At 51.7% G+C, this 12935-nt stretch carries 12 protein-coding genes; 5 read left to right on the top strand and 7 right to left on the bottom strand.

The features are described 5' to 3' along the window. Positions 1 to 103: 103 nt before the first annotated feature. A complete protein-coding gene (gene yddG, locus FDX04_RS23335; RefSeq protein ID WP_137371539.1) occupies positions 104 to 985 on the bottom strand; it encodes an aromatic amino acid efflux DMT transporter YddG in 882 nt (293 codons plus the stop codon). A 286-nt stretch (positions 986 to 1271) separates the two neighbouring features. Here yddG and fdnG point away from each other — a divergent pair, with 286 nt between their 5' ends. The 4 genes from fdnG to FDX04_RS23315 all read left to right on the top strand — a co-directional run bounded on the left by fdnG (position 1272) and on the right by FDX04_RS23315 (position 6594). Then, complete coding sequence (gene fdnG, locus FDX04_RS23330) at positions 1272 to 4319, top strand: formate dehydrogenase-N subunit alpha (protein ID WP_137371538.1); 3048 nt, start codon at positions 1272 to 1274, stop codon at positions 4317 to 4319. A 12-nt stretch (positions 4320 to 4331) separates the two neighbouring features. Further along, positions 4332 to 5216, top strand: a complete 885-nt coding sequence (gene fdnH, locus FDX04_RS23325) for a formate dehydrogenase N subunit beta (protein WP_042308353.1) — start codon at positions 4332 to 4334, stop codon at positions 5214 to 5216. Continuing rightward, positions 5209 to 5865, top strand: a complete 657-nt coding sequence (gene fdnI / locus FDX04_RS23320; RefSeq protein WP_038640638.1) for a formate dehydrogenase-N subunit gamma — start codon at positions 5209 to 5211, stop codon at positions 5863 to 5865. Before fdnH ends, fdnI begins: the two co-directional genes overlap by 8 nt. A gap of 129 nt (positions 5866 to 5994) precedes the next feature. After that, positions 5995 to 6594, top strand: coding sequence for an inorganic diphosphatase (locus FDX04_RS23315; RefSeq protein WP_137371537.1), 600 nt, complete (start codon positions 5995 to 5997; stop codon positions 6592 to 6594). Between the two features lie 47 nt (positions 6595 to 6641). On the opposite strand, the gene FDX04_RS23310 is transcribed toward FDX04_RS23315, so the two are convergent. From FDX04_RS23310 to sra, 5 genes are all read right to left on the bottom strand, one after another. Continuing rightward, a complete protein-coding gene (locus tag FDX04_RS23310; RefSeq protein ID WP_137371536.1) occupies positions 6642 to 6926 on the bottom strand; it encodes a HigA family addiction module antitoxin in 285 nt (94 codons plus the stop codon). After that, positions 6926 to 7204, bottom strand: a complete 279-nt coding sequence (locus FDX04_RS23305) for a type II toxin-antitoxin system RelE/ParE family toxin (RefSeq protein WP_061381325.1) — start codon at positions 7202 to 7204, stop codon at positions 6926 to 6928. Before FDX04_RS23305 ends, FDX04_RS23310 begins: the two co-directional genes overlap by 1 nt. 208 nt (positions 7205 to 7412) lie before the next feature. Next, positions 7413 to 9128, bottom strand: coding sequence for an ABC-F family ATP-binding cassette domain-containing protein (locus FDX04_RS23300; RefSeq protein ID WP_137371535.1), 1716 nt, complete (start codon positions 9126 to 9128; stop codon positions 7413 to 7415). A gap of 308 nt (positions 9129 to 9436) precedes the next feature. After that, the gene (maeA, locus tag FDX04_RS23295) at positions 9437 to 11134 is read right to left on the bottom strand and encodes a malate dehydrogenase (RefSeq protein WP_042308364.1); all 1698 of its coding nucleotides are present in this window, start codon (positions 11132 to 11134) and stop codon (positions 9437 to 9439) included. A 179-nt stretch (positions 11135 to 11313) separates the two neighbouring features. Continuing rightward, the gene (gene sra, locus FDX04_RS23290) at positions 11314 to 11454 is read right to left on the bottom strand and encodes a stationary-phase-induced ribosome-associated protein (RefSeq protein WP_038640628.1); all 141 of its coding nucleotides are present in this window, start codon (positions 11452 to 11454) and stop codon (positions 11314 to 11316) included. Between the two features lie 228 nt (positions 11455 to 11682). Between sra and osmC the strand changes: the two genes are divergently transcribed. Continuing rightward, positions 11683 to 12114, top strand: a complete 432-nt coding sequence (gene osmC / locus FDX04_RS23285; protein ID WP_042308368.1) for a peroxiredoxin OsmC — start codon at positions 11683 to 11685, stop codon at positions 12112 to 12114. Positions 12115 to 12161: 47 nt separating this feature from the next. Here osmC and FDX04_RS23280 read toward each other — a convergent pair whose 3' ends face one another. Continuing rightward, the gene (locus tag FDX04_RS23280; RefSeq protein WP_137371534.1) at positions 12162 to 12932 is read right to left on the bottom strand and encodes a 3-hydroxybutyrate dehydrogenase; all 771 of its coding nucleotides are present in this window, start codon (positions 12930 to 12932) and stop codon (positions 12162 to 12164) included. Positions 12933 to 12935: the final 3 nt, after the last annotated feature.

The following is a 12935-nucleotide window of genomic DNA, read 5'->3' as shown; positions in this document are numbered from 1 at the left end:
AACAAATATAAACATAAAACACAAGTGCAATGAGCATAATTATCCATCAGTCTGGCTAAAGTATAGCCGGATTTTATTTGTTTGTGATAAAACCCGGTTTTTTTCAGGCGCGGCGAGTTGCCACCCAGCAGAGCAGTGAGCCAGCGCAGACCATCAGCGCGCCTTGCCAGAAAGAAAGTGAGAGCGGGGAGCTGAGTAGCACGGCAGCCAGCGCGGAGGACAGTACGGGAGTAAAATAAGAACCTACCGCCATAATGGTGACATTACCGTGCAAAATACCAATATTCCACGCAGCATAGGCAAATCCTAATGTTAATGCTGCAGTGAACATCTTAATCGTCACCGGAGTGCTGAAAACCATCTCCGGCTGTGGGGTGACAAAATAGTAAATCCACAGACTTGCGGCGGTCAGTAAAACGAACACCGTGATGCCGTTAAAGCCTTTTGCATATTTATTGGTCACTGTGCAATATGTGGCCCAGATAAAAGCTCCCAGAAAGGCGAGAAAATAGCTGAGTGGGCTACTGGCAACATTGCTGATAATTTCGCCTGGATTGAGACCATTTTCACCGCCCAGTACCCAACAAACGCCGGTCAATGCGATAATTAATCCAGGAATGACCAACCAGGTTGATTTTTGACCATTAAATAATATGGCGAACAATATCGTCAGGCTTGGCCAAAGATAATTTACCATCCCCACTTCAATAGCCTGATGACGGGTAGCGGCATAACCCAGGGCCAGCGCTAAACAAATTTCATAGCTCACAAAAAGCACGCTACCGGCGATTAAATAACGAACAGGAATTTTTCTGATATTTGGAAATCCGACGGTAAATATGAGCAACAGGCCGCTTAATGAAAAAATCATCGCTGCACCGCCAGCAGGTCCCAGTCCCTCACTCACTCCCCGAATAAGTCCAACCATCGTGCTCCAGAGTACGATGGCAATCAGACCAATTAACGTTGCTTTTTGTTTTGTCATTCTGTTTCTCTGTCCATGCCACTGGCAAAAAATAAGCTGAAATTTATAGCACTTTTACACCGTAGCGCGCTAATTAATTACCTTTTACGTACCTCCTTATGGGTACAAGGGTTAAACAAAGTGCACTATTTAGTAGCGGAACCGTTTCGTTTTTGATTTGACGCAAAAAAAATATGGATATAGCTGATAGTTTCATCGCGAAGTTGTACATGTCATCTTTCAGGCTGCCTCGATTACGCGCTTTGAGAGATTTCTTGTACGAATCCCTGCAAAAAAGAGGAAAGCAATGGACGTCAGCCGCAGACAATTTTTTAAAATCTGCGCGGGCGGTATGGCGGGAACAACAGTAGCCGCTCTGGGTTTTGCACCCAAAATGGCACTGGCTCAGGCGCGAAACTATAAGTTATTACGCGCCAAAGAGATCCGAAACACCTGCACATACTGTTCCGTAGGTTGCGGGCTATTAATGTATAGCCTGGGTGATGGAGCAAAAAACGCCAAAGAGTCGATTTACCATATTGAAGGGGATCCGGATCATCCGGTGAGCCGAGGTGCGTTATGTCCTAAGGGCGCAGGATTACTGGATTACGTACACAGTGAAAACCGTCTGCGTTACCCTGAATATCGCGCTCCAGGTTCCGACAAATGGCAGCGTATCAGCTGGGATGAAGCTTTCTCCCGCATCGCGAAGCTGATGAAAACTGACCGTGACGCCAACTTTATTGAGAAAAATGAGCAGGGCGTAACGGTTAACCGCTGGCTTTCCACCGGGATGCTGTGTGCATCTGCAGCCAGTAATGAAACCGGCATGCTGACGCAAAAATTTGTGCGCTCACTCGGCATGCTGGCAGTAGATAACCAGGCGCGCGTCTGACACGGACCAACGGTAGCAAGTCTTGCTCCAACATTTGGTCGCGGTGCGATGACCAACCACTGGGTTGATATTAAAAATGCTAACGTCGTGATGGTGATGGGCGGTAACGCCGCTGAAGCACATCCGGTGGGATTCCGCTGGGCGATGGAAGCTAAAAACAACAATGACGCCACGCTGATTGTTGTTGACCCTCGTTTTACACGTACAGCCTCGGTGGCGGATATTTACGCACCGATCCGTTCCGGCACGGACATTACGTTCCTGTCCGGGGTTTTGCTGTACCTGATTGAAAACAACAAAATCAACGCTGAATACGTTAAGCATTACACCAACGCCAGCCTGCTGGTGCGGGAAGACTTTACATTCGAAGACGGCCTGTTCAGCGGCTACGATGCGGAAAAGCGTCAGTACGATAAATCGTCCTGGAACTATCAGTTCGATGAAAACGGCTACGCCAAACGCGATGAGACATTAAGCCATCCGCGCTGCGTATGGAACCTGCTGAAACAGCATGTATCCCGCTACACGCCGGATGTGGTGGAAAACATTTGTGGTACGCCGAAAGAAGACTTCCTGAAAGTCTGCGAAGTGCTGGCCTCCACCAGCGCGGCCGATCGTACCACCACCTTCCTGTATGCGCTGGGCTGGACGCAGCATACCGTCGGGGCGCAAAACATCCGCACCATGGCGATGATCCAGCTGCTGCTCGGTAATATGGGGATGGCCGGTGGTGGTGTCAACGCCTTGCGCGGTCACTCCAACATTCAGGGGTTAACCGACTTAGGTCTGCTCTCTACCAGCCTGCCGGGCTACCTGACGCTGCCGTCAGAGAAACAGACAGATCTGCAAACCTATCTGGCCGCGAACACGCCAAAAGCGACATTGGCCGATCAGGTTAACTACTGGGGCAACTATCCGAAGTTTTTCGTTAGCCTGATGAAATCCTTCTACGGCAATGCGGCGCAGAAAGAGAATGACTGGGGCTTTGAGTGGCTGCCGAAGTGGGATCAGTCCTACGACGTGATCAAATACTTCAACATGATGGACAGCGGAAAAGTCACCGGCTACATCTGTCAGGGCTTTAACCCGGTTGCGTCCTTCCCGGACAAAAACAAAGTGGTGCAGTCCCTGAGCAAACTGAAGTATCTGGTCGTTATCGATCCTCTGGTGACAGAAACTTCAACGTTCTGGCAAAACCACGGCGAATCAAACGACGTTGATCCGGCATCTATCCAGACCGAAGTCTTCCGTTTGCCGTCAACCTGCTTTGCGGAAGAGGACGGTTCAATTGCCAACTCCGGACGCTGGTTGCAGTGGCACTGGAAAGGTCAGGACGCGCCGGGCGAAGCCCGTAACGACGGCGAAATTCTGGCCGGTATATACCACCGTCTGCGCGATATGTATCGCACCGAAGGCGGTAAAGCCGCAGAACCTGTACTGAAAATGAGCTGGAATTATAAGCAGCCGGACGAACCGCATTCAGAGGAAGTGGCGAAAGAGAACAACGGCTACGCGCTGGAAGATCTCTATGATGCCAACGGTGTGCTGATTGCGAAGAAAGGCCAGTTGCTCAATAGCTTTGCGCTGCTGCGTGATGATGGTACTACGTCATCTTCCTGCTGGATTTATACCGGGAGCTGGACCGAGCAGGGCAATCAGATGGCCAACCGCGATAACTCCGACCCGTCAGGGCTGGGTAATACGTTGGGTTGGGCATGGGCATGGCCACTGAACCGTCGCGTTCTGTATAACCGCGCGTCAGCGGATCCGCAGGGTAAACCGTGGGATCCAAAACGCATGTTGATCCAGTGGAACGGTACGAAATGGACGGGGAATGACATCCCGGACTTCAACACCGCGGCACCAGGCAGCGGCACCAATCCGTTTATCATGCAACCGGAAGGTCTGGGACGTCTGTTCGCCATTGATAAAATGGCGGAAGGGCCGTTCCCGGAACACTACGAGCCGATGGAAACGCCGCTGGGCACTAACCCGCTGCACCCGAATGTGATCTCCAACCCGGCAGCGCGTCTGTACGAGGCGGATAAGCTACGCATGGGCACGAAACAGGACTTCCCGTACGTTGGGACGACTTATCGTCTGACCGAACACTTCCATACCTGGACCAAGCACGCATTGCTGAATGCGATTGCCCAACCAGAACAGTTTGTGGAAATCAGCGAAACGCTGGCGGCAGCGAAAGGTATTAATAACGGCGATCACGTGAAAGTCAGCAGCAAACGTGGATTTATTCGCGCAGTTGCGGTGGTGACACGTCGTTTGCGTACTCTGAATGTCAACGGTCAGCAGGTCGAAACGGTTGGGATCCCGATCCACTGGGGCTTTGAAGGAGTCGCGCGTAAAGGCTTCATCGCCAACACCCTGACGCCGAATGTCGGTGATGCAAACTCGCAAACGCCTGAATACAAAGCGTTTTTAGTTAACATCGAGAAGGCGTAAGGGGGCGAATATATGTCTATGGAAACGCAGGACATCATCAAACGGTCCGCAACAAACTCCATCACGCCGCCGCCTCAGGCCCGTGATTACAAAGCAGAGGTCGCGAAACTGATCGATGTGTCCACCTGTATAGGCTGTAAGGCCTGCCAGGTGGCATGTTCAGAGTGGAACGATATCCGCGATGAAGTCGGCCATTGCGTCGGGGTGTATGACAACCCCGCCGATCTCAGCGCCAAATCCTGGACGGTAATGCGATTTAGCGAAACCGAACAGAACGGCAAGCTGGAGTGGCTAATTCGTAAAGACGGCTGTATGCACTGTGAAGATCCGGGCTGCCTGAAGGCGTGCCCGTCTGCCGGGGCGATTATTCAGTACGCCAACGGGATTGTCGATTTCCAGTCAGAGCACTGCATTGGCTGCGGCTACTGTATTGCCGGGTGTCCATTTAATATTCCGCGCCTCAATAAAGAGGATAACCGCGTGTATAAATGTACGCTGTGTGTGGACCGCGTCAGCGTCGGGCAGGAACCTGCCTGCGTCAAGACCTGTCCGACAGGGGCAATACATTTCGGCACTAAGCAGGAAATGCTGGAAATGGGCGAACAGCGGGTGGCCAAACTGAAAGCACGCGGTTATGAACACGCCGGTCTCTACAACCCGGAAGGTGTTGGGGGAACGCATGTGATGTACGTTCTGCACCATGCCAACCAGCCGGAGCTGTACCACGGCCTGCCGAAAGAACCGCAGATCGATACCTCTATCAATCTGTGGAAAGGGGCGCTGAAACCGCTGGCTGCTGCCGGATTTATCGCCACCTTCGCCGGACTTATTTATCACTACGTTGGTATTGGTCCGAATAAGGAAGTGGACGACGACGAGGAGGATCATCATGAGTAAGTCGAAAATGATTGTGCGCACGAAGTTTATCGACCGCGCCTGTCACTGGACGGTGGTGATCTGCTTCTTCCTGGTGGCGCTGTCGGGAATTTCCTTTTTCTTCCCGACTCTGCAATGGCTGACGCAGACTTTCGGTACGCCGCAGATGGGGCGTATCTTACACCCGTTCTTCGGACTGCTGATCTTCGTGGCGTTAATGTTCATGTTTGTACGCTTTGTTCACCACAACATCCCGGATAAAAAAGATATCCCGTGGCTGAAAAACATTGTGGAAGTGCTGAAAGGCAATGAACATAAAGTGGCGGATGTGGGCAAGTACAACGCCGGACAGAAAATGATGTTCTGGTCGATCATGAGCATGATTTTCGTGCTGCTGATTACCGGCATTATTATCTGGCGTCCGTACTTTGCGCAGTTCTTCCCGATGCAGGTCGTGCGTTACAGCCTGCTGATCCATGCGGCGGCAGGCATTATCCTGATGCACGCCATCCTCATCCATATGTATATGGCATTCTGGGTGAAAGGCTCTATTAAAGGCATGATCGAAGGGAAAGTGAGCCGTCGCTGGGCGAAGAAACATCACCCGCGCTGGTATCGCGAAGTCGAAAGACAAGAAGCGAAAAAAGAGAGCGAGGAAGGGGTTAATTAATCCCAGACGTTCCCTCCACGTAATGGCGCTACATCGGTAGCGCCATTTTTTTGCCAAAAAAACGTCATGTTACTGTCATCTGCTAAACGTAAGGTGTTGTCTTTCCAATAATAGAAGAGTTAAAAGACAATGCATCTGGTGAAAAAATTACTCGCAATTAGCGTGTTTCTTTGTGCGTCCGCTCAGGCGCAGAACATCCTCGAATTTCCTCAGCCGGAAAATAACCCGGAAGAGTTTTATGCCGTAACTGAAATTCCGGCAGGTGGAATGATTAAATATGAAACCGACGCCAAAACGGGGTTTATCGTTGCCGATCGCTTCCAGTCTATGCCGGTTGCTTATCCCGCCAACTACGGTTCACTAACCCAGTCTTTAGCCGGTGACGGCGACCCGCTGGACGTCATTTTTTATACCCGTGCGCCGTTGGCCCCTGGAACATTGATTAAGCTGCGCGCCATTGGCGTGCTGAAGATGATCGACGGCGGAGAAAAGGACGACAAAATTGTCGCCGTTCCGGCCAGTAAAATTGACCCGACTTATGATGACATCAAAGAGTTGAGCGATCTGCCCAAGATTGAAGTGCAACGCCTGGAATCTTTCTTCCGCGTGTACAAAGATCTGCCGGAAGGGCGCAAGAAGGTCGAATTAAACGGTTTCAACGACGCCGCCACGGCTAAGCAAGAGATCAAACAGGCCTGGGATGCCTGGAAAGAGAAAAAACCGCAGTAATACATGGCATGCCGGATGGCAAAAGTTTATCCGGCATTCAACTTTTATCACTGCACTGCCAGTTTGCGCAGGCGTGAAGTATCCACGTTTTTTTGGGCCTCTGCCAGGCTCCAGGTATTTTGCAGGTTTAACCACATTTCGGGTGAACTACCAATTACGACAGAGAGTTTGATCGCCATCTCAGGCGTGAGGGCCGCTTTCCCGGTCAATAGTCGGCTTGCCGTCGAAGGTGCAATCTCCATCGCCCTGGCAAATTCGCGCAGACTGACATTGAGTTCGTCCAGTGCTTCCTGAATGATATCCCCAGGGCGGGGATGATTTGCCATTTTCATCAATGATAGTCCTCGTAGTCCAGTATGTACGCATCGCCATTGACGAATTCAAACGTAATACGCCAGTTACCTGAAACAGAAATTGCCCAAACTCCATCACGCTCGCCTATAAGAGAATGAAGCTTATAACCGGGCATATTGATATCTGTAACCTTACTTGCCGCATCAATAACAGCAAGCCTGTGTCGTAATCGTCGGACATGCTTCGCCATAACGCCTGATGTTCGCCCATGAAGAAACAAGTCGCGCAATCCTTTGTGTCTGAAGTTCATGATCATCCATACCTTCCTTGTTCCCTCAAGAGGAACGGTACCATTAATGTTCCTTTAAGCGCAACACCAGGATTGCGATATTTTAAATTTTGCGGCGAATGTGCAAAAAGAAAAAGGGAGAAGGGGAATATGTGGAAAGCGTCACGCAAGAATTGCCGGATGACGGGCCTACAGGCGCATTTTGCTGATGTAGGCCGCCATCCGGCAATGCGGTTTACTCCAGTTGTGAGTTCAGCCGCGCAATCTCCTTACGCCATTGCGCCTGTAACAGCGGTTTTTGATGCTTCGGCTTACGAGCGAGATCGTCGGCCAGCCGCTGCTCCAGTTCGAGAAGTTGTTCCAGTAACGCATCACTGTCGCAGCTTATTTCATTTCTCGCTTCGACCACCATTTTCGGGACAGGTATCTCAGCAGATGTTTCCCGAATTCGCGCGTTGATCGCGTCCAGATCGTGCCATTCGCTGATTTCGCCGTTATCAATAAACCAGAACCGGTTACAACTTTTGCTGATAAGCTGGCGATCGTGGCTTACCAGCAGCACGCCTCCGTGATAGCTTTGCAGCGTTTCAGCCAGCGCCTCTTTGCCTTCCATATCCAGATGGTTGGTCGGTTCATCGAGCATCAGCAGGCTATAACGCGCCAGAGTCAGTCCAACAAACAATAACCGGGAACGCTCACCACCGCTTAATGTACTGACCCGCTGCGCGTGACGAACCCATGGAAAGCCCGCGCTAATCAGCGCCATTTTGCGGATATCAGGCTGAGGAGCGAACGCTTCCAGCGCGTCAAACAGCGAATCGTCATCAGCGAGTTGGTGCAGCGTCTGATCGTAATACCCCAGCGTAACGCGCGGGTGTAACACCAATGAAGGCGATGCCAGCTGTGACTGAAACTGTTGCCAGATAAGCCTTAACAACGATGATTTCCCGCAACCGTTGCGCCCGACAATCGCTACGCGATCGCCGCTTTTTACGCGGATACCGGCTATCGAAAACAGCGAATCTGCGCCAGGAGCAGGGGCTACGGACAGATGAGTCATCTCCAGCAAACGATCCGCACGCAGGGCATCACCCTGCAATGTTAGTGTCCACTGACTTCCCGAGGTTACTTCGGTCTGTACCTCTTTCAGGCGCAACACCTGTTTTTCCATCTGCTTGGCTTTACGGGAAAGATCTTCGTTGTCGTAGACCCGTCCCCAGGTCGCCAACCGTTTGGCGCTGGCGGTGACGCGATCGATCTCCTTTTGTTCAGCCTTATGGCGCAAGGCATCGCTGGTGTCTCTGTCTACCAGAGCCTGACGCGCCGGGCTACAGGGGAGATCGAAGGCATGCAGGGTGCGATCGCGCAGGATCCAGGTTCCGTGAGTCACGGCATCCAGCAACTGCGGGTCGTGGGAAACAACCACAAAACTACCAGACCAGTTCTGTAAGAACTGTTCCAGCCACAGTAACGTGGGCAAATCCAGGTGGTTACCTGGCTCATCCAACAGTAGCAGGTCAGGGTTTCGCATCAGCGCCCGCGCTAATAACAGACGCGTGTGTTGTCCGCCGCTCAGCGTTTGTGCTGTCAGAGATAAATTCTCCGGCGTGAAACCCATTTCGGCCAGCAACGCTTCAACTCGCCATTGTTGGCTCGCGCGTTCATGCTCGGGAAGTTGAGCAAGCACCGCCTCTTGCAGCGTCAGCGGCAGTATATCGTCAGGTAAATGTTGCTCCACACGCGCAAGATGACAGTGATTCGCCTGCGCAATTGTCCCGCTGGTGGGTGAAATCGTGCCATCGAGTAGTTTTAACAGCGTACTTTTGCCGCAGCCGTTGTAACCGATAAGCCCGATGCGGTCGCCTTTTTTCAGGGTGAAGGAAAGATCTTCGAATAGCGTACCGAATGCCGTATCAACGTGTAAGGATTGTGCGGTTAGTAATGTGCTCATTGTTGCTTACTCAAGAGTTACAGGCGTAAAAACGCCTCGTCAAACATCGCTGACGATAACCCGGTAAGCCCGAGAGAAGGGGATTGAGAAGTTAGCTTCGCTCAAGTAGAAGTTATCGCAGCACGATACCGATAACGCTTGAGCACTGGCGATCGCCAAAAGCATGTGAAACGATAAAACGTTCACAGTACAGCATAAGTATCCTCCTTTTGTTTTTCAGAAAGTTAATCGGTGATGAAAGTGTAATCGCAAGTTACGCAGTTGCGCAAGCTTTGAACGCCCGGCAGCTGAGTCTGCCGGGCAAACCGTCAAATAGAAGTACGACGGTAGTCGCGATATTCCGCCTGCCAGAAATTATCGTCAATCGCCTGTTGCAGCGCTTCGGCGGACGTTTTCACCGCCACGCCTTGCTGCTGGGCCATTTTACCCACGGCAAAGGCAATCGCGCGGGAAACGATCTGAATATCTTTCAGTTCTGGTAACACCAGTCCTTCGCCGTTCAACACCAGCGGAGAATACTGCGCCAGTGTTTCACTGGCTGACATCAGCATTTCATCGGTAATGCGCGATGCGCCAGAAGCAATAACACCCAGCCCGATACCCGGGAAAATATAGGCGTTGTTACACTGGGCAATCGGGAAGACTTTTTCCTTCCACACTACCGGCGCGAACGGACTACCGGTCGCAACCAGTGCGTTACCTTCGGTCCAGGCGATAATATCCTGTGGCGTAGCTTCCACGCGTGAAGTCGGGTTAGACAGCGGCATGACGATCGGGCGCGGACAATGCTTGTGCATTTCGCGGATGATCTCTTCGGTAAACAGGCCGGTCTGTCCGGAAACACCAATCAGGATGTCCGGCTTAACGTTACGCACCACGTCGAGCAACGACAACACATCCTCTTGCGTATCCCAGTGCTGCAGATTTTCGCGTTTTTGCACCAGTTTGGTCTGGAAGGAGAGCAGGTTCGGCATTTTGTCGGTTAACAGGCCGAAGCGATCGACCATAAACACGCGTTGACGCGCCGCTTCCTCGCTTAAACCTTCACGCTGGATCTGCGCGATGATCTGCTCGGCAATCCCGCAACCGGCGGAGCCCGCTCCGAGGAACACGATATTCTGTTCACTTAACTGGCTACCCGCCGCGCGGCTGGCGGCAATGAGCGTACCAACGGTAACGGCTGCGGTGCCCTGAATATCGTCGTTAAATGAGCAAATTTCATCGCGATAGCGGTTCAGCAACGGCATCGCATTTTTCTGTGCGAAGTCTTCGAACTGCAGCAGTACGTCCGGCCAACGATGCTTCACAGCCTGGATAAATTCATCGACAAATTCGTAGTATTCATCATCAGTGATACGCGGGTTACGCCAGCCCATATACAGCGGATCGTTCAGCAGTTGCTGATTGTTGGTACCGACGTCCAGAACGACCGGCAGGGTGTAGGCCGGACTAATCCCACCACACGCGGTATACAGCGACAGCTTACCGATCGGAATACCCATCCCGCCGATCCCCTGGTCGCCAAGGCCCAGAATACGTTCACCGTCGGTAACGACGATGACTTTGATATTGTGGTTAGGCACGTTCTGCAGGATATCGTCCATATTGTGGCGGTTCTGATAAGAGATAAATACGCCGCGCGCGCGACGGTAGATCTCAGAGAAACGCTCACAGGCAGCACCTACCGTTGGGGTATAGATAACCGGCATCATCTCATCAAGGTGATTATGCACCAGTCGGTAAAACAGGGTTTCGTTGGTGTCCTGGATGTTGCGCAGGTAAATATGCTTGTCGATTTCGGTTTTGAATCCCTGATATTGGATCCAGGCGCGTTCAGCCTGTTCTTCAATCGTCTCGACCACTTCCGGCAGTAACCCCAGCAGGTTGAAGTTACGGCGTTCTTCCACACTGAAAGCGCTCCCTTTATTCAGTAAAGGGAATTCCAGCAGTACCGGGCCAGCGTAGGGGATGTAAAGGGAACGCAGTTTTTTAGTTTCGTTTTCCATGTCACTCACTCTTTTTTGAATAACCGTCCCTGGCGTTCTTTATGATCGAGTGTGGCCTGTCCGCCAGGGAAACGGGCGAAGTATAAAGCATTGTGAATGGGTTAAGGGGTTTTATAAGCAAAAACACCACTGCGGTTGCAATGGTGTTTATCTCGTTATTCAGTCAGACCAGCGAAAGACTATTTGCCGTCAGCGCGGCGCTTTCTTCCGGTAGGATTGTTGACCACACTGGTTTTGTCACCTTCGGTCACGACTTTACGTTGGTTTGAGATTTTGTGGTCCAGTCCAAGAATATGACGGGCCTGACGGTTCGATTTCATTCTAACTCCTTAATCCTGTTTCTGGTTTCAAGGGCGAGTCCGTATAAAAACGGACGAAATACAACCTGATAGAAAGCCGATGTTTAAAATAACGGCTTTCCGGATGGTCGGTCATTTTATCTGAAAGGTCAATGCTTAAGCGGTAAATGCAGAACTATCCCGTATGTGTCATGCATTTTCTCAGGCGTCCTATACTTGTAACTTCAACGACAACACAGGAGAACGGTAATGACTATCCATAAGAAAGGTCAGGCACACTGGGAAGGCGACATTAAGCGCGGTAAAGGTACCGTATCGACTGAAAGCGGCGTGCTAAATCAGCAACCGTATGGGTTTAATACCCGGTTTGAAGGGGTAAAAGGCACCAATCCTGAAGAGTTGATTGGCGCGGCTCATGCGGCTTGCTTCTCAATGGCGCTTTCGTTAATGCTGGGTGAAGCGGGCTTTACGCCAGATGCTATTGATACCACTGCCGATGTTTCTCTGGATAAGGTGGATGCGGGTTTTGCGATAACCAAAGTAGCGCTGCACAGTGAAGTAAGCGTTCCGGGGATAGACGCCGCCACGTTTGACGGCATCATCCAGAAAGCGAAAGCCGGATGCCCTGTTTCGCAGGTGCTGAACGCGGAAATTACACTGGATTATCAGCTGAAGTCTTAATCGTGGCGTGCCGGATGCGACTACGTCTTATCCGGCACCCGATGATGTTATTGCGCCACCCAGCCGCCATCCATATTCCACGCAACGCCGCGCACCTGTGCCGCACCGTCTGAACATAAAAACAACGCGAGTTCCCCTAACTGCTCCGGCGTGACGAATTCACGCGACGGTTGTTTTTCCGCCAGCAGGGCGTCACGTGCGACGTCAGGCGCCACGCCTTCGGCAATACGTTTATCAATCTGCTGCTGAACCAGCGGCGTGAGTACCCAACCGGGGCACAGCGCATTGCAGGTAATGCCCGTCTGCGCGGTTTCCAGTGCAATGGTCTTGGTTAATCCCACCACACCGTGTTTTGCGGCCACGTAAGCGGATTTCTCTTTTGAAGCTACCAGGCCGTGAACCGAGGCGATATTAATGATGCGTCCCCAGTTTCGTGCGCGCATACCCGGCAGCGCCAGCCGCGTAGTGTGAAAAACGGATGAGAGGTTAATAGCAATAATCGCGTTCCATTTTTCAACCGGGAAGGTTTCTACCGGAGACACATGCTGGATCCCGGCGTTGTTGATCAGAATATCCACGCCGCCGAATTCGCTTGCGGCATAGCGCATCATGTCAGCAATTTGCGCTTCATCGCTCAGGTCCGCGCCATGATAGCCTGGCGTTTTGCCATATTGCGCCACGGCGTCTTTGGCGGCTTCAACATCACCAAACCCGTTGAGGATCAACGTAGCGCCCGCTTGTGCCAGCACCTGAGCGATGCCTAATCCAATACCGCTGGTCGAGCCGGTAACCAGGGCGGTTTTTCCCGTTAAGTTCATGAT

Origin of the sequence: Citrobacter sp. wls615 (assembly GCF_005281355.1) — a bacterium.
Classification (GTDB): Bacteria; Pseudomonadota; Gammaproteobacteria; order Enterobacterales; family Enterobacteriaceae; genus Citrobacter; species Citrobacter werkmanii.
The sequence above is the reverse complement of the archived record's forward strand: the minus strand, read 5'-3'. Positions and strand labels throughout refer to the sequence as shown.